A 17,876-nucleotide genomic window follows, 5' to 3' on the forward strand; every position below is an offset into this window, starting at 1 on the left:
TCTTTCAGAGGGTTAAACGCCGCCGCTTGAGGTACTTGCCACGGTATAAAAGGTCGGCCCAGCGGGTGTAGCCCGCCAGGGTCAGGTGCACACCGTCCCAGGTGTATTCTTTTTTCAGTTTTCCGGCTTCGTCTATAAAGTGCGGGTGGAGGTCAATATAGCCGACCTGCTCCTGCTGGGCTATTTCTTTCAGGGCTCCGTTGAGGTACCTGATGGATGGCTCGTGGTGGTAGTGACCCTTGAGCTTGCCAAATGCATCGTTGGTAGGCAGCAGCGTCTGCACGTAAATCTGGGTGGAAGGGGTGCCTGCTTTCAGCGCCCGCACGATCCGCCGGTAGTTTTGTACAATAACGCTGTCAGGTATCCGCCGGGCCAGATCGTTGATGCCAATCAACAGAAAAACTTTGGTGGGTCGCCCCCGGATCACTTCGTCGAGCCGTGCCAGTACCCCAAAGGAAGTGTCGCCCGGAATCCCCCGGTTCTTGTAGCGTCGGCTGCCCAGCAGCTCGCTCCAGTCGGCCCAGAAGGTAAGGCTATTGCCCAGGAAAACGATGTCTTTGCGGGAGTGGGGCCGCGCCTTGAACAGCTCCACCTGCGGACCGTATATATCCGGCCGGTAGATACTATCCCAGGCCACTGGCTGCGCCCGCAGGGTACTTTCCAACAAGGTCAAGAATAAAATCAACAGACTTTTTTTCAAAGCGAACAGGTAGATCGAAAAAAGTAAATACGCATACAAAAGGGAGCTCCTACTACCCCATCAGGAGTGTCTCCTCCCGCAGCTTTTTCTGGTAAGCCTCCTTGGCAGCAGTATCTTCCCGCGCCGATTCTCCAAAGTACACCAGCCCCAGTACCCGGCGCGAGCGCGTGGGGCTCTGGTTGGCCTCGGCGCGGTGGATGGTCATACCGTGGTGCACCAGTACGTCACCTACCTTGGCGGGCACGGCCACCTCGTGGGCGAGGTCTTCGGGGGTACCGAAGTCGGTAATGGCTTGCGAAAAACCCAGCGTAGCGTTGCGCCCGTGCGGCCTCATACCCAGCCGGTGCGAGCCCTTCACGTAGCGCAGGCACCCATTTTCCGGGTCGACGTCTTCCAGGGGTATCCAGAAGGTAAGCGCCTGGGGCGGCGTAAGCATGAAGTAGTAGCAGTCCTGGTGGGGCGGCGTGGGCTTGCCTACGCCCGCGGGCTTGTTGAAGTACTCCACATTTCCCCGCGCCATTTTCTCACCCAGCAGCGTTTCGGCCAGCTCTTCAAACTTGCTACCCCGCAACAGTTGCTCGAAGTAGGGGTCGTAGTCCGAGAGGTGAAAGAGCTGCTTGAGCGTAGTCCGGTTGTTTTTCTCCTCGTAGAAAGCGCGCTCGGGCGGCATGGTAGGTACCACGTCTTGAATGAACACCTCCAGTTTTTGCTGAAGTTCGGCGGTTTCTTCGGCCGATAAAAAACCGGCCAGAAAAGCGTAGCCATTCCGATCGAAATCGACTTTTGCGTTATTCCTGGTTTCCATACTCATGCTTAAGCTTTGGTTACAAGGTACTTATTTTATAAAAAACGCCCGGTCACTTTCCTACCTCCAGGATGGTACCCGCAATGTGGCGGGGACCGTTGTCCAGGTTGTAGTAATAGGTCACCAGCACCCGGTTTTTGTCTAGCTGCACCGACCAGGGGTACCCGATGTCCGTGGTGCCGCCGTCCTCGCGAAGGACCAGCTCGGGAGCCGAGGCGAAGTCGGCACACTCGGCGTTGAGGAGCCGCGCCCGGATGCCGTAGGGCTTGTGGCGGTAGCCGTATACCAAAAGTACCCGGTTGTCGGCCAGGCGCAGGGCCTGCATGGGGTGGCCCTGAAAACCCATTTTCTCCCACTTGAAGCTTTTGCCCCCGTCGGTCGAGCGGGCTATGCAGGCCTGGTCGTCCATATCGGCCGTGCGCAGAAAGGCCACGATGTCGCCCTTGGGCGTTTCGTAGACGGAGGCTTCGTTGAAGGAAGCTTTATCATCCATAGCCACCACGCTTTCGTACTTCCAGGTGAGCCCCTTGTCGTCGGAGACGATGAGGTGGTTGGAGGTTTTTTTGTTGGGCTTGTTCGAATCGCTGGAGGCTACTACCCAGTAGATACGTCCGCTTTTGCCTTCGTACAGGGCTCCGCGGTTATAGGCCGTAATGGGCTCCCCCAGCGCGCTGTAGTTGATTTCGGGGGCAATGTGCGGCGGGTAGATGGGCCCCTGCCAGGTCTTGGCACCGTCGGTGGAGCGCACCAGGTACCCGCCCAGAAAGATGGCTCCGCCCGCTTCAAAGTACGGTTTTTTCAGATTCGGCATGCCGTCGGGCCGCACGAAGGCCCAGCCGTAGCTGGCGCAGAGAATATCGCCATTTTTGAGCTGCAGCAGGCAGGGGTCCTGCGAGCCGCCAAAGGCGTGGGCGTAGATGAGCTCCGGCTCTTGGGTCCAGGTTTCGCCGTTTTTAGACCGCACCGCCACCAGGTAGCTGTTGGGATCTACGTGGCTGGTACCTTTTTCGCCAAATCCTTTACGATCCGGCGCGCGCCGAAAGGCCAGCAGCAGCTCGCCGTTGGGCCGCTTGATGATGGACGGAAAAGACGAATAAAAGCGGTCATCCTGGTAGATCACCATATCCTTGATTTTCCGCAAAGCCTGCTGAGCCCGCACCGGACTGGCCACCGTCAGGAGTAAGAAAAGAAACAAAAAATAGGGTACTTTGTGCGCCTTGTACATGAGTAAGTTAGGATTTAGGAATAGAAAAAAGGGTTTAAAAGGGTACCTTAACCATCCGGCTAAGTACCTCTTCCATTTATTTAACTTTCAACTCTTTAAGCGGTATTTTAGCCAGGTAAATGTTGGCTTTGCCTTCGTGCGCGGAATAGTACGACACCCACAGTTTTTTCTGGTAAAGTACCATCCCGGGGTAACTCGTATCGCCTTCGCTGGGTAGTTTGAGGGTTTTCTTCACCACGCCGTTGAGGTCCGTCACCAGGATTCCCGTGGTCGTTTTGGCTTCGTAGAGCCGGGTACCCATCACCAGTTGTTTGGCATTCAGGAATAGGAAATTGGGTCCGCCCAACCGCAGACCGAGCTTATGGTAGGTCCAGTCCTGGTAGGGAAAGGTACTTTGGGCCAGCACACCCAGTTGATCGCCCGCCTCGCGGCGCACCAGCACGTACATTTTGCCTTTTTTGTCAAACCGCACCGTAGCCTCGTTGGGCAGATCTTCGACGTCCAGCTGCGCCACTTTTTCAAAGTACCGGCCGTCGGTGGTTTTCAGCACATAGGCCAGCCACGCCCTTTTGCCGAGCGTCTTCCGGTCGCGGGCGTTTTCTTTCAGTTGGTAGTCTATGCCGTAGCCCACGCCGTTGTGCCAGGTGACGCGCCAGATCCAATCCTGGGTAGGCTGTACGGCCGGGTCGATCACCGCTTTTTCGGGCCGGGAGAAATTCATGCCGGTTTGGTCCGAAAACGATACCATCGGAAATAGCTGCTGGCTGAGGCCATTTTCAAAAACGGCCCCCGCCATGATGACCATGATCTGCCGCTGGGGCGTTACGGACAGTTTGGGGTCGCGCAGGTCCAGATCGTCGATCTCCAGCAGCGCCACGCTCTCCCACTGCGCGCCGTCTCTGGATTTCAGGATTCTGACTTTCCCGCTGTTCTTTCCGCCCACGTGGCTGATGCCCTCCCGAAACGAGCAGTAAAAGTGGTTATTGAAGCGAATCAGATCCGTGAAAGCGCTGTGCGGCGACTGATCCCAGATCTTTTTGACGGAAATGGCCGACTCGCCCGCCGGGGTACTTTGGGCACGGATAGAGGTGGAGCCTACGAGTAGGGCAAGTACCCACAGCCAAGTATGGTATTTAGTCATGATGCTTTCATAAAGTCAAGGTACCTTAAAATTCATTACTTGTTCCATCGTACTTCCGCCAAGGTACCCTGAGGGCGGGTACGTGGTTTTTATTGGGCCTGGTGCCGTATGGCCAGCTCCAAAGCCACAAGGGTGACGGGCTCTTTGCCGCCATTTTCCACCACGATCTCGTTCCAACCCTCCTGTACGGCTTCCACCGGAAAGCGGACGTTATAGCCCACGTGCTCCTGCGTGTGATGGGTAAGCGCACCGCAGGGAAAAAGGAGCCGGTCGGTGCGCTCGTACCGAATTTGGGGCCAACTCCCATTGAAAGAAACGGGTAGGTGCGTTACGGGTTCGTCGGCCTTTACTACCACCTGCACCACCAGCTCAAGGGTACGGTCCGAAGGCTCCGCGCCCATTGCCACCCGAAACGCATGGTGGGAAATGGGCGCTAGCTGAACGGGCAACTGCGCGGGTAGCTCAAAGGGTAACAGATTGAACGACTTCCCCCCAATGCCCAGCGAGTAATGCTTGGGTTTGCCCCGCAGGTACTCCCGATCGTATACTTTTTGCAACGACGCGTAGTCGGAGCGGAGGCCTGGATAGCGCCCCTGGTCGGTGCAGTAGAAGTTAAACCACTCGATGCCGTCGGCTCCCAGGGCCAACTTTCCGGCGGCGTTGGCGTGCAGGATTTCCCGGCTGGCCGAGCTATACCGCATGGCTTGGCTGCGGTTATGGGTAGGATCAAACGTCGCCAGCGAGTTAACGCCATCCTCCAGTACCCCGTAGATCGCCACGCGGTCGCCGAGTTGCTGGCGTAGCGTATCGTGCGGCATGTCCCAGGTTGTGCACCAAAAACCCGACGGACAAATAAAGTCCAGGGTACCTTCCCGGCAGAGCGTCACGACGTCCAGCCCGATGCTTTGGAGGGTATTGAGGCGGCCCGGAATGCGCATTCCCAGCGGATACGGCCGGCCGGTCTTTTTGGCCTGCCGCTCGGTAAGTACCTTGATTTCCCGAATCCAGTCGCTCATCATGGCTACGGTCTCAGCGCTTGCGTTAGGCTCGCAGCAGAGCGGCTGACGCCACCAGTCGAGCTCCAGGCCTTCAAAATCGTAGTCTTCCACGACCTCCCGGATCTGCTCCAGCATGAGGGCCCGTACTTCGGGTTTTTCGTAGTTGAGCCCTTCGCGGTAGGAAGGGTTGTGCGGGCCGTAGGCACTCTGGCTCAGGCGCATCTCCTTTTGCTTGAGAAGTGGTAGATTAAAAAAACTACCTTCAAAGTTGTTGCTTCCGTGCAAGTCATTCATCCGAATACTCACCCAGGGCGACACCCCGCGCTGCCGACACGCCTTGGCCGTTTCGGCCAGCCAGTCTACGCCCGCATCGAGCAAGTCTTGGTAGCGGTTCATGAACGTCGTAAAGCTATCGAGGAACTCCTCCACGGCTTCGGGCTCAGTGATTCCCTGGCAGATGGCGTGGCCCCGAAAAAAATCCCGGTCACCCCGCTGATAGCCGTCCAGAATACTGGGGATACGTTTGCTGGGGTACCAGGCCCGGGATGCATTGGCATTAATGACAAAGGTATCAATGCCGTTGGTAGCCAATACTTCCACGTACCGATGAATGGCTTTGGCCGAAAAAGGGCCTCCTTCGGCGGTTGGCTGCGTATTCATTTTTCCCGTTCGGGAATTTCGAACGACCTTCAGGGAATAATCTTCGGGCTGCCACAGCTCCGGATTATAAAAAAACACGCAGGTGTCGCCGTTGAAAAGATTACGGTGCTTGGCCGCAACGGAACGCTGCCGCAGGGTACTCGTAACGGAAGCAGGCTCCGCCGCATACGACCCATTCGTCAGTACCGGCACCGAAGCCGCCCCCAGTAGGGTACTTCTAAGAAAGCTCCGACGCGTTTTCGTATTTCTTGCTTTTTTCATACAAGCATTAAGTACCTGACACGTTTTTTATTTCCGGAGGTACTTATGAAAGTACCTCCGGAAACCAAGTGAGGTTAGTTATACCCAGGATTCTGCTGTACCTGCGGCTCCAGGCTCAGGATGTAGCTGGAAATGGGGAATAGCAGCAGGTGTTCCTGCCCCTGACGGTTTTGTAGGGAAGGTACCAGCTCAAAGGCTTTCCCAAACCGCACCAGATCCCACCAGCGTTTGCCTTCGAAGGCCAGCTCCAGCAACCGTTCTTTCAGGATGGCCTCATCGTTTTGGGCCTTCGTACCACTGACAAAGGTATGCTGGGCGAAATTGGCTCCGTAGGCCCGCTGCCGTACCTGGTTGATCTCGGGCGCGGGGTCCTGCCCCAGGGCGTTTTTGGCTTCGGCCTTCAGGAGTAGTACGTCGGCGTAACGGTAGAGTACTACGTCGTCCTTGAAGTTCCTTACGCCTCCTTCTACCATGCCTTTGCCCTTCACGGCAATGGACCCGAAGTAGCTGCGTTGGCCGCTGGCGTTGGTGGTGTATATTTCCAGAAAGGAGGCATTGCGCCGCTGGTCGTCGGGTGTGAATTGATTTCGTACCAGGGGCGAAGGCGTCCAGACGATGTTCCCGCCCGGTACCCCGATGACATCCTTCGTAGCCTGGTCGGTGGTGGCAGGTACGAGGGAGGCCGGGATGTACATGTTTTCGAAGTAGTTGTTATTAGACTCCAGCTGCTGGAAACGCACCGCCATCAGGATTTCCTTGTTGGCCTTGTTGGTGTAGGCAAATACGTTAGCAAAGTTGGGCAGCAATTCTACGTCGGCGGTTTGCACTTCGTTGCAAGCTTGCAGCGCCGTGGTAAAGTCGGCCTGGCCGCCGTTGAGGCGCTTGGCGGTCCAGAGGTACACGTCGGCTTTGAGGGCGTTGGCCGAGGCCTTTGACCAGGTATTGCGGCCGTTGTGGAAGGCATTGGAAGGAAAAAGCTGAAGCGCTTTCTCCAGATCTTCCTTGATGAGTTGAAACACCTGCTCCTTGGGTGCCCGGCCCAGGCTGGTGGTTTCGGCGCTATAGCCTTCGGTCGGCTCGGTGCGCAGGGGAACATCGCCCCAGGAGCGTACCATTACAAAGTACATGTAAGCGCGCATGGTATAAGCCTGCGCCAGTACGGTGTTTTTGGCCGCCTCCGTCCGGAAGGTGATGTTCGGTACGTACTTGATGATGAGGTTGGCGGCATTGACAGTCGAGTAGAAGCCAATCCAGCTGGGACCGGCAAAGGTGGCGTCGAGGGTATTCAGGTACAGCCGGTCGTAGTCCAGGGTACCTACCAGCCGCCCCCATTCCATGGTTTCACTGCGGCCTTCGCCCAGTTGAAACAGGTTGAGCTGCGCCTCGTTCCGGAGCTTCACGTACATACCGGCCAGCGCACCGTTGGCGTCGTCTTCGGTTTTCCAGAAGGAAGCATTGGAGATGATACTCGTAGGCTCCACATCCAGCATATCTGAGCAGGAGGAGGAAAACAGCAACCCACTCAGCAACGTGATGGAGAGTATTTTACGGGATAATTTCATGGTTCTGATTTTTTATTAGAATGAAACAGAAGCGCCAAAGGTGATATTACGCGGAATGGGGTAGCGACCTGTGTCGAGCCCGCCCTCTTCGGGGTTGAGGCCTTTGTACTGCGTAAAATAGTACAGGTTGCTGCCCGTCACATTGAACCGCAGGTTGCTCAGTTTGATCTTTTGCAGCAGCACGGAAGGTACCGTATAGCTGAGCGTCAGCTCCCGCACGCACAGGAAGTCGCCCTTTTCGTAGTACTCGGAGTTGGTGGTAGTTTGGTGGTTGGCGGAGCCGCGCCACAGGCTGTAGTTACCCGTTCCCCAGGCGTAGGCCGGTAGGGAAGCGACGTCGCCCTGCTGTTTCCAGGATTTATCCACCATTTCCTGCGTCATGTTACCATCTCCCTGCCAGTTGCCATCCATGAAGATCCGGGCGTAGTTATAAATCGTGTGGCCCGTGGTGTAGTCCATACGAAGCAGCAAGTTGAAGTTTTTGTAGCTTACAGAATTAGAAATACCGCCCGTCCAGACCGGGAACGGATTCCCCATGTACACGCGGTCTCTTTCGTCGATGAGCCCGTTGCCGTCCGCATCCAGAAAGATGGCATCCCCTCCGTACTTGGTGTAGTCGCCGGTGGAGGTGGTCATGAGCATGTCTTTGGGAGCTGAGCGGGCTTCCTCGTCGGTGGCATAGACACCGATCTGCTTCCAGGCAAAGAGGTCACCGATCTGCCCGCCTTCCTGCAAGCCACCCTGCCAGCTGTAAGTACCCAGGGCGGCATTCCAGAGGTTGAAGCCTCCTACACGATTGTTTTCGGCTCCGTTGGCGGGTAGCGTCAGGATTTTATGCCTTGTTTTGGAAGCATTGAAAGATAGGTTCCACTGAAAATCGGAGGTAGGGGGCAGGAGCTGCGCGCCTATTTCTATTTCAACGCCTTTGTTTTCCAAACTACCCAGGTTGGTAAAGATACTGGTGAAGCCCGTAGAAGGGGGCAGCGTCAAGCTAGTAATGAGGTTTTCCGTGACGCGCCGGTAGTAATCGAACATGACGTTGACCCGGCTGTTGAAAAGGCCCACATCGGCACCCACGTCAAACGTCTTGGACTGTTCCCATTTGAGCGAGGGGTTCGGGATGATGGTATTCTGGATGGCCGAAGTACCCAGGTACCGATCGCCCACGCCGTACTCGCCCTGCGCCTGAAAATCAGACAGGCCGCTGATGTTTCCGTTGACGCCGTAGCTACCCCGGAGTTTTACGCGCAGCAGGTTATCTGGCAGGGCTTTCCAGAACTCCTCCTGGTGCATATTCCACCCAACAGAAACGCCCGGAAAAAAGCCCCATTTGTGGTTGGCGCCTAAGTTAGAAGCACCGTCAATACGGGCGTTCAGCGAGAAGAGGTACTTCTGTTGGTAATCGTAGTTAACGCGTGTAAAGTACCCCAAAATGAGCTGGTCGCTGATGGCTCCCCCCACCGCTACGGGCAGTGGCGAAGCGTTCAGAGTGGGGATCAGGTCGGTAGCGGCTCCCTGGCCGCTGGCACTCAGGCTGTAGTTCTCTCGACCAAAGTAGGAAAAACCCGCTTTCACGTCCAGGTTATGCGACTGCGCAATGGTCTTGAAATACGAAAAAACGGCATCCGCCTGCCATTGCATCATGCGGCTGTAGGACGAGGAAGCCGCCCGGGTTACGACCTGGCTGGCGGTGCCGTTCCAATAGGCCGGAATAAAGGAATAAGCATCGTTGGTCACTTTGTACAAGGATACCTGCGGATCGAAGGAGAGGCCCGGCAGGATGTCCCAGCGCCCTCCTACCGACAGCGTCAGGTTTTCGCTGGAGTTATTTCGCTTGTCGTTATTGAGGTGATAGACCGGGTTCCCCATGCTCCGGCTCTGGCCGGGGGCCAGCGAGCCGTCTTCAAACGTAAACTTGGCGGTAGGCGGCGTACTGGCTGAGCGGTAGAAGATCTGCGCCAGGTCGTACACCTGGTTGTTGGTGGAGCGCGTGTACATGGTGCGCCCAAAAACGCTGATATTATCGCGTACCTTCAGATCTCCGTTCAGGTTGAAAGTAAGACGGTCGAAACGCGTCGTGATGGCCGTTCCCTCGCTGTTGAGATACCCTATCCCGGCGTTGAAAGTAGCTTTGTCGGTACCGCCCGTGAGCGCCACGTGGTGGTTGTGCGAGAGCGCCGTCTGGAAGATGGCCCGCTGAAAATCGGTATCCTTAAAGATAATCGTTTTGGTGGGGTCGATGGGGTCGGGCATGCTTTCCCAGCCTTCGTTGAGTTTATGCTGGTTTTGGGGCGTCAGGTATTGGGTCGTATAGGGCGTATTGCGGGTCAGGTCGTTGCCCGTGCCGTAGCCAATGGGCAGCCCCAGCCGGTTGGAGGTAGCCGGGTTTTTGATGGCGGCGCGCTCATTACCCAGCCGGGCGTAGTAGATGTAGTCGCGGGCCGAAGCCAGCTCGTAGAGCTTACCGGGCTCGGAAGTAGTCAAGTCGTAGGAATAAGTAACGCGGGTTTTGCCCGATTTCCCGGTGCGGGTCGTAATGATCACAACGCCGTTGGACCCCCGGGCTCCGTAGATCGCCGTCGAGGCGGCATCCTTAAGTACCTGCAACGACTCAATGTCGTCCGGACTGATGTCGTTCATGTTGGCCCGGATGATGCCGTCAATAATGTATAGAGGCGCGGCACCGTTGGGGTTATTGATGGAAGTACCCCCGCGCACGATAATGCGCGGCGCGGCGCCCGGCTGGCCCGAGGTACTTTGCACCCGTACCCCTGGCAAGGCTCCCTGCAGCGCCGAGGCGGCGTTGGCGTAGGGAATGTTTTCGAGCACCTGGTTATCGAGCTTGGAAATAGAGGTCGTGACCGTCTCGCGTGACTGCGTTCCGTAACCCACCACCACTACTTCGTTCAGCACAGCTTCGTCGCTCTTCATGCTCACATTGATCACCGAGCTATTGCCAAGGGCTATTTCCTGGCTCGTGTATCCAATAAAGGAAAAGATGAGGCTGCCGCCTTCGGCCGGTACGCTCAGCGTATAGGTACCTTCGGTGGTCGTGGTGGCACCGGTAGTAGTTCCTTTCAACTGAATGTTCACGCCCGGAAGCGGGTCGTTGTTGGGATCGGTGACCTTGCCGGTAACCTGCTTCACCCCCTGGGCCATGGCCATGATACTACTGAAGAGTAGTACCGCCAGGAGTATAGGCTGCTGCCAACCAAAATGACGGTGTATAGCTTTTTGCATCATACAGATTAATTTTAATGAGGTTATGACAATCGCTCGGTTTAACTAATGCCAAAATTAAGTTTTGACTTTACGGCGATCTGCTACTTTTGTTTGCTTTTATAATACTATTATTCAAAATAAAAAACGGCACGGGCGGGGAAAGAAGCGGAGGAAAGAATGACCTACTTTGCCCGGACGTAGGTACTTTGTCCAGGTACGGAACGGAGCCCGCCCCTAGCCACTGGCACAGCCTGGTAAGCCGCGGCCAAACCATGCATATGTGCATATATTAGGACAGATCGGCTAATTTTTCACGCACGTGTATTCTACAAAGTGCCATTAGGTACGTTGTAGAGGTACCTCGACGCTCTGGCACAGTTGTTTATACTTTCTTAGATCAAGAAGTTTCCGGAAAGAGGTGGTAACTGATCATGCAGACCTGAGAACATACTCTTTAAACCTGATCTGGATAATGCCAGCGTAGGAAAGAGGGAAACGACAGAAGACTTCGGTTCAATAACCGGAGTCTTTTTTTGTAGCCTTAGTACCCCGTGGATTTAAACCAAGCCCTTTTCCCAACCTTACTGACCCCATGAGCCCTGCAAACAACACGAGCCCTACTTTTAATAACCGTATCCGGCAGGTTCTGCTGCTGTTGCTAGTCGTCGGGATGGCCGTATTGCTCATGCGAGAGCTGTACGTCTTTTTTCCCGGCTTTTTGGGGGCCGTGACCGTCTACATCCTGAGCCGCAACTGGTACCGCTACCTCACCAAGAAAAAATCGTGGAATAAAAGCCTGACGGCCCTGCTTTTTATGCTGGCTTTTTTGCTTTGCGTCGTGCTGCCCATTTACCTGGCGGTGCAGTTGCTGTTTGCTAAAATCAGCGGCTTATTTACCAACCCCCAAGACGTGATGGACGGCTTGCGCTCCATTTCTGCCCAGCTGAGGGCCTGGACGGGACAAGATCTGCTGAGCCAGGAGCGCATCCAGGAAATTCAGAAAGTAGGAGCCAACCTGATTCCGGCGCTGCTCAACAGCTCGGCCACCATGCTGGGCAATCTGTTCATGATTCTTTTTCTTTCCTTCTACATGCTCACCAACGGGGAGTTTTTGGAGAAAAAATTGAGCACTAAAATTGCGCTACGTAAAGAGAACATTGCAATCCTGGCCGACGAGACTAATAAAATGGTCAAAGCCAATGCTTTGGGAATTCCGCTGATCTCGCTCATCCAGGGATTGGTAGCCATGGGCGGCTACTGGATCTTCGGCCTGGACGACTTCGTTCTGTTTGGCTTCCTGACCGGCATTTTCGCGTTTTTCCCCATTGTCGGTACCGCCCTGATCTGGATCCCGTTGGTGATCTACCTGTTCTCGTCGGGCGAAACCGGCGCGGGCATCGGCCTGGCCATTTACGGGGCCGTCGTGATTGGCAACATCGACTACGTAGCGCGTATTTCGTTTCTAAAAACGATCGGCGATGTTCATCCCATTACTACCATTCTGGGTTTGATTGTGGGCTTGCAGCTGTTTGGCTTTTGGGGATTTATTTTTGGCCCGCTCCTGATCAGCTATTTTATTCTGCTGTTCAAGATTTACACCAGTGAATTTGGCCACATGGAAACCCAAAACGAAAGCCGGGAGTAGGCAGCAAGCCGCGTGTAACGCGAAACGTGCTGCCTACTCCCGGCGGCTCAAAATACTCCCGGCTTATTTAGAAAGACTAAGCCGCTTGGTCGTCGCGAACGTAGATTTTTTGGCCGTTGTGCTGGTTGAATAGCGAAATAATGGCCTCCTTATCCATTTCGTTGCTGGGATGTACGCTGATAATGACCGCGCCTTCTTTCACGCTGGTTTCGTAGTACTCTTCGTTTTCTTTAGGAAAACCCGACCCCACGATACTCCCAATGGTACCTCCCGCTACGCCACCCGCAGCGGCCCCCGCCAGACCCGCCAGTACCGGCCCCGCCAGGGCCAGTCCAATGCCCGGTAACACCAGGTTGGTACCCAGCGCTGCTACGGCACTTATCACCGCTCCGGTGGTGCCGCCAATGGCCGCTCCCATGGTAGCCGTTTCTGCCGAGCGGGTTTCGCCCGTTTCATCTTTTTGGTTGTCCTGAGGGGCCATGTGGTAATTCTTACTTTGCGTTTCTTCCGACATCACCACCGATATTTGCTCCTGCGAATATCCGTTGGCCAGTAGCGTATCGTATACCTTATTCGCGTCTTCATTGGTCAGGAATACGCCCGTTACGGAATTGACGGCGTGTTCTGAATGCCCTTTATTTTCTGTTGCCATAGCGCTTGCTGTTTTGTTTGGGTGGTTATTACCTGGTGCTTACTCTAAAATAGCTGTGCCACTAGCCTTAAGGGTACATCGTTGGTAGAGGTCAATCGCACAAAGTAACCCTCGGTTTCGTCGAGGCATTCGGGTAGTTTGTCTAAACCTTTCTGAATTCTCCCCAGAGGTACCTTTCTTTGTACCTAGTGTGTGTATAGTGTCAAACACCCGCTCGCGGTTTCCGGGGCGGGTGTTTCGTATTTTTAGCCAATAGCCAGGTACTTTAACAAGCTAAATGATGTTAAAATCTTCCTTGAAGATATGCTGAAGCGGTACGTCGGCCTCGAGTAGTTCTTTCTGCAAGGAATCCATCATAGGGCCTGGGCCGCAGATATAGAAGCACTTCGAAGGTAGTTCACCCACTTTTTCGGCCAGTACTTCGGCATCCAGGAAGCCGTCTTTGTCTGAGCAGTGCGGAAGGTACACGATGTCCTTTGCCTTCAGATCCAGGCTCCGGATTTCGTCTTCGTAGCTGGCTTCGCCGGGCTTTTCTACGCTATAGATCAGGAATGTTTTCCCCTGACGCCGCTGCATAAACGCCTCGTCGCGGATCATACTTAGAAAGGGCGTAATGCCAATGCCACCCGCAATGAGGACGGCGTCCGGTTGGGGGCGTTTCCAGAGATGATTCCCAAACTCACCGTAAGGCCCCCAGAGTTGGGCCCGCACGCCGGGTTGTAGCTCATTGAGCCGGGAGGTCCAGTCTCCGAGGGCCTTGACCGACAGCCGCAGGTGCTCTTCCTCGGGCGAAGACGAAACCGAAAAAGGATGAGGTTCCGGGCGAAGCGCCGGGGTATCGAAATAAATGTACACAAACTGTCCCGGCCGTTGCGCTACGCGTTGCTGCGGGTCCACGGGCCGCAGGTACACCTCCGCCATGTCGTCTACCTCGCGCACCTCTGCTACCTCGTACGTAAAACGAGGGCCCAGAGAATGGTAAAGTACCCGGATGTAGACGTAACACCCTAGCCCCACGGTAATCCAGGCAATGAACCACGTACGTAGCAGCGGAAAGCGCATGATCTCGCCCTGGCCCATGATGCCGTGCACCACCACGATGACCAGCACCAGCCCGAAGAAATGGTGCGTCTGCTTCCAGTGGTGGTACTTCAGCGGCGTCCAGATCGAAAGCGCCACCAGCCCCACCAGCAGTATGATGGCCATAAGCCCCGTATTGCGTACCCAATCTTCCGAAAACCAAAAAAAGCGGCCAAAGGTACCCCAGTCGGGCAACAGGTGCATGGCCAGGAAGATGGGGTGTAGGAAAATAAGTACGGAGGCTACTTCGCCCACGTGCCGGTGCGCTTTGTACACTTTATCCAGCCCGCCAAAGAGCGCGTTGACGGGCCGAAACCGCGCCGATAGTAAAAACGCCCAGCACATCAGGAGCGTAGCGGGCATACTACCTACCTTGGCTACGTACTTGAAGGGGTCGTCGTACCAGTCGTCGTAGTACCACATCGAGCCCAGCCAAAGCGCCAGGGTGATCAGCACCGTGACGCCGATGGTCAGGTACCCCCAGTGGTATTGCTTCTTGATGATTTCCATGTTTTTAGTAGAGTTGTATGGCGGAAGGACTACTAAAAGTATACCTGCCTTGCTAACAAGGTACTTTGCCCAGCTCAGGTTTGGTCGACACTACCTGTGCATGTACTCTTTTTGTAAAAGAAAAAAGCCTCGGGATATGGTAACGCGATTGGAAGATCTGGATTTAACCAAACAATATAGCTACGCCGATTACCTTACGTGGCGATTCCAGGACCGCCTGGAGTTGATCAAAGGGTATATGCATAAAATGCCCCCCGCTCCGACGAAGGCGTGCTTGCCTCCCGCATTTTCCCCGATTTCAGCATCGACTTAGGCCGGGTATTTGCGTAGCCATCCTATTCTCTTTTCCCTACAAATTCCCTTTTTTTAACTCTTTTACGGCGTAGTCGGCGGCGCGGGCCGTGAGGGCCATGTAGGTGAGCGAGGGATTTTGGGTACTGGTGGAGGTCATGCAGGCGCCGTCGGTCACGAATACGTTCTGGCAGGCGTGCAGCTGGTTCCAGCGGTTGAGCAGCGAGGTCGTGGGATCGTGCCCCATGCGCACCCCGCCCATTTCGTGGTTTTCGCTGCCGGGATTCCGGCGCGTATCTGCGGTTTGGATGTTGACAAAGCCCGCTTTATGAAGCATCTCGCTAAACTGCTCGTAGAAATCCTGCACCATTTTCCGGTCGTTGTCGTCGAAGTCTACCGACATGCGAAGTTGCGGAATGCCCCAGTCGTCGCGGAGCGTGGGGTCCAGGCGCACGGTACTACTTTCCTTGGGTAGGGTTTCGCCCATCATCTGGATACCGATACTCCAGCCGCTGCGGTCGGGCCGGAATAAACTGTCTTTGAGCGAAGTACCCAGGCCGGGTGTAGCGTTTCCGATTTTTGAAGTTGAAAAAGATGCCGCGTAGCCCCGCAGGAAGTCGGTTTCCTGTCGGAAAACGTTTCGAAAGCGCGGCACGTAGGCTCCGTTGGGCCGACGGCCGTCGGTGGTGTAGTCATGAAAGCCGTCAAACTGCGCCGACACCCGCCCGCGGTAGTTGTGAAAGGCGATGTGTTTCCCCAGTAGCCCGTTGTCGTTGCCCAGGCCGTTTGGAAAGCGGTGCGAGGTAGAATTGAGCAAAATCAGATTGGAGTTGAGGGCCGAGGCGTTCACAAAGATAATCTTGGCGTAGTACTCGCTCATCTCCTTCGTGTGCGCATCGACAACCCGGACCCCGGTCGCGCGGCCTTTTTTCTCGTCGTAGATGATGGAATGCACCACCGCGTGCGGGCGTAGGGTCAACTTGCCGGTACGTTCGGCCCAGGGCAGCGTAGACGCATTGCTGCTAAAGTACCCCCCAAACGGGCACCCCCGCTGACACATCACCCGGTGCTGACACTTGGCGCGGCCCTGCTGGGTATGAATGGGCTGCGGATCGGTGATGTGCGCCGCCCGCCCAATAATGACCGGCCGGGTACCCTGGTAATGTTGGGCCGTTTGCTCGCTGAAGTGCTTTTCCACGCAGGTCATTTCGTGCGGGGGCAGGAACTCCCCGTCGGGTAGTTGGGGCAAGCCGTCCCGATTCCCCGAAATCCCCGCAAATTTCTCCACGTAGCTGTACCAGGGGGCCAGGTCGGCGTAGCGAATGGGCCAGTCCACGGCAAAGCCATCGCGGGCCGGGCCTTCAAAGTCGAAGTCGGACCAGCGCTGCGTCTGGCGCGCCCACAGCAACGACCGCCCCCCTACCTGGTAGCCGCGCATCCAATCGAATGGTTTGTCTTGTACGTAGGGATGATGGGCGTCCTTCACCACGAAGTGCATGGCGTCTTCCCTGAAAATGTAGTGCTTGCTGGCAATCGGATTTTGCTGACGAATCGCCAGCGGAGGCTGTCCCCGGTGCTCAAATTCCCAGGGCTGCATCTGCGCCGTGGGGTAGTCGGTGACGTGCTTCACGTCGCGGCCCCGCTCCAGTACCAGCGTGCGCAGGCCTTTTTCGGTAAGCTCCTTAGCGGCCCAGCCTCCGCTGATGCCCGTACCGATGACGATGGCGTCGAAGCGGCGGTTTTCGTTCGTTGACTTTCTCAGATCAGTAGGCGGGCAGGTCATTCGCAATAGGGGCCACAAGGTACTTTTACTTCCATAACAAAGGCAAAAAACGGCGTAAGTTACCCATTGCTGGAATGATATTTTGTGGCTTCGCAGTCCAGAAAGATATGCTTACCGTTCCTTTCTATACCTTTTTTACTACAATTCAACTACCTACCTAATCCATACCAAGCTATGTTTATTGTTGAAGAACCTACCTGGGCCATTATTCTTTGTTTGGTCACCATGCTGTGCTGGGGCTCGTGGGGCAACGGCCAAAAATGGGTGACGCAGTCCGCACCGCTGTACATTTTTTACCGCGACTACGTCTACGGTATCGCGGGCAGTGCGCTGATGCTGGCCTTTACGCTAGGTACCTTGGGCGACGAAGGCCGTCCCTTGCTGGAAGACATCCGGCAAGCCGAAATCACCAACCTCTTACTGGCGCTGGCCGCCGGGATTATTTTTAACCTGGGGAACACCCTCCTAACCGTGGGCATCAACCAGGCCGGCCTGTCCATTGCCATGCCCGTGGGGACGGGGCTTTCGCTGGCGTTGGGGCTGGTCGTGAACCATATCGCCGAGCCTAGCGGCAACCTACCCCTGCTGGCCGCGGGTGGTGGCGTGGTGCTGGTGGCCATTGCATTGAGTGCCCTGGCTTACCGGGCCAAGGAAAAAGAAGAAGAGGACGACGAAGAATCCAGCTCGGGAAAAAACCGGGGCGTCTGGATCGCCCTGTCGGGTGGGCTGGCACTGGGTTTCTTTTTCGTGATCGTCTCCAGTGCCATGAGCAAAGAGCTGGCCTCGCCCGAAGCGGGGCTGCTCACGCCCTACTCGGGCTTTTTGTTTTTTGCCCTGGGGATTCTCATCAGCAATCCGGGCATCGAGTGGCTGGTACGGCACTTCAAGATCTCCGACGAAGACGATGAAACCAAGTACGGAGAAGTACCCGCCCGCCAGCACGCCGTGGGCCTAGCCAGCGGGGTACTTTGGGGCGTGGGGATGATCGCGCTCTTTCTGGGCTCGCCCGAAGCCGGCGACGCCGTTTCGTACGGCCTCAGCCAGGGCGCTACCATCGTGTCGGTACTGTGGGGGTTATTTGCCTGGGCCGAGTTCGAGGGCGCCCCCAAAAAGGCCAACCGCTTCCTGTGGTTCATGGGCATCGCCTACGTAGCGGGCCTGGCGCTGATCATCCTGGCGCGGGCGTAGGTACTTTGGGGCGTGGGGCAGAGGGCATGGGGCAGAGGGTACTTTTGCTAAAAGTACCACACCAAGCTCCCTTTCTCCGCGGGAGAAAGGGCGGGGGGATAGAGGCCTTTTCTCCGGTCGGAGACCGCGTGACGCGCCTGCGTAGTTTCAAAA

12 protein-coding genes are annotated in these 17,876 nt (G+C 55.9%); 2 read left to right on the forward strand and 10 right to left on the reverse strand.

Features of this window, described 5'->3' with window-relative positions:
• Positions 1-4: 4 nt before the first annotated feature.
• From HNQ92_RS13520 to HNQ92_RS13550, 7 genes are all read right to left on the reverse strand, one after another.
• Positions 5-700, reverse strand: a complete 696-nt coding sequence (locus HNQ92_RS13520; RefSeq protein WP_184174542.1) for a GDSL-type esterase/lipase family protein — start codon at positions 698-700, stop codon at positions 5-7.
• Between the two features lie 52 nt (positions 701-752).
• A complete protein-coding gene (locus tag HNQ92_RS13525; protein ID WP_184174543.1) occupies positions 753-1,505 on the reverse strand; it encodes a phytanoyl-CoA dioxygenase family protein in 753 nt (250 codons plus the stop codon).
• 52 nt (positions 1,506-1,557) lie between these two features.
• On the reverse strand, positions 1,558-2,730 hold the full coding sequence (locus tag HNQ92_RS13530) for a sialidase family protein (protein ID WP_184174544.1): 1,173 nt from the start codon (positions 2,728-2,730) through the stop codon (positions 1,558-1,560).
• A 76-nt stretch (positions 2,731-2,806) separates the two neighbouring features.
• On the reverse strand, positions 2,807-3,871 hold the full coding sequence (locus HNQ92_RS13535; protein WP_221307442.1) for a hypothetical protein: 1,065 nt from the start codon (positions 3,869-3,871) through the stop codon (positions 2,807-2,809).
• Positions 3,872-3,960: 89 nt separating this feature from the next.
• On the reverse strand, positions 3,961-5,790 hold the full coding sequence (locus tag HNQ92_RS13540; protein WP_184174545.1) for an alpha-amylase family protein: 1,830 nt from the start codon (positions 5,788-5,790) through the stop codon (positions 3,961-3,963).
• A 74-nt stretch (positions 5,791-5,864) separates the two neighbouring features.
• Positions 5,865-7,352, reverse strand: coding sequence for a RagB/SusD family nutrient uptake outer membrane protein (locus tag HNQ92_RS13545; RefSeq protein WP_184174546.1), 1,488 nt, complete (start codon positions 7,350-7,352; stop codon positions 5,865-5,867).
• A 15-nt stretch (positions 7,353-7,367) separates the two neighbouring features.
• Positions 7,368-10,595, reverse strand: a complete 3,228-nt coding sequence (locus HNQ92_RS13550) for a SusC/RagA family TonB-linked outer membrane protein (protein WP_343062998.1) — start codon at positions 10,593-10,595, stop codon at positions 7,368-7,370.
• Between the two features lie 571 nt (positions 10,596-11,166).
• On the opposite strand from HNQ92_RS13550, the gene HNQ92_RS13555 reads away from it, so the two are divergent.
• Positions 11,167-12,219, forward strand: a complete 1,053-nt coding sequence (locus HNQ92_RS13555; protein ID WP_184174547.1) for an AI-2E family transporter — start codon at positions 11,167-11,169, stop codon at positions 12,217-12,219.
• A 76-nt stretch (positions 12,220-12,295) separates the two neighbouring features.
• Here the strand turns inward: HNQ92_RS13555 and HNQ92_RS13560 are convergent, their stop codons facing one another.
• From HNQ92_RS13560 to HNQ92_RS13570, 3 genes are all read right to left on the reverse strand, one after another.
• Entirely contained in the window at positions 12,296-12,871 is a 576-nt protein-coding gene (locus HNQ92_RS13560; RefSeq protein WP_184174548.1) for a hypothetical protein, read from the reverse strand.
• Between the two features lie 273 nt (positions 12,872-13,144).
• On the reverse strand, positions 13,145-14,461 hold the full coding sequence (locus HNQ92_RS13565) for a ferredoxin reductase family protein (RefSeq protein WP_184174549.1): 1,317 nt from the start codon (positions 14,459-14,461) through the stop codon (positions 13,145-13,147).
• 349 nt (positions 14,462-14,810) lie between these two features.
• Positions 14,811-16,535 carry a GMC oxidoreductase gene (locus tag HNQ92_RS13570; RefSeq protein ID WP_184174550.1) on the reverse strand — a complete coding sequence of 575 codons (1,725 nt, stop codon included), beginning with the start codon at positions 16,533-16,535 and terminating at the stop codon, positions 14,811-14,813.
• A 174-nt stretch (positions 16,536-16,709) separates the two neighbouring features.
• Between HNQ92_RS13570 and HNQ92_RS13575 the strand changes: the two genes are divergently transcribed.
• Entirely contained in the window at positions 16,710-17,723 is a 1,014-nt protein-coding gene (locus HNQ92_RS13575) for a GRP family sugar transporter (RefSeq protein WP_184174551.1), read from the forward strand.
• The last annotated feature ends 153 nt before the right edge of the window (positions 17,724-17,876 follow it).

Source organism: Rhabdobacter roseus, assembly GCF_014202275.1.
GTDB classification, from domain to species: Bacteria; Bacteroidota; Bacteroidia; order Cytophagales; family Spirosomataceae; genus Rhabdobacter; species Rhabdobacter roseus.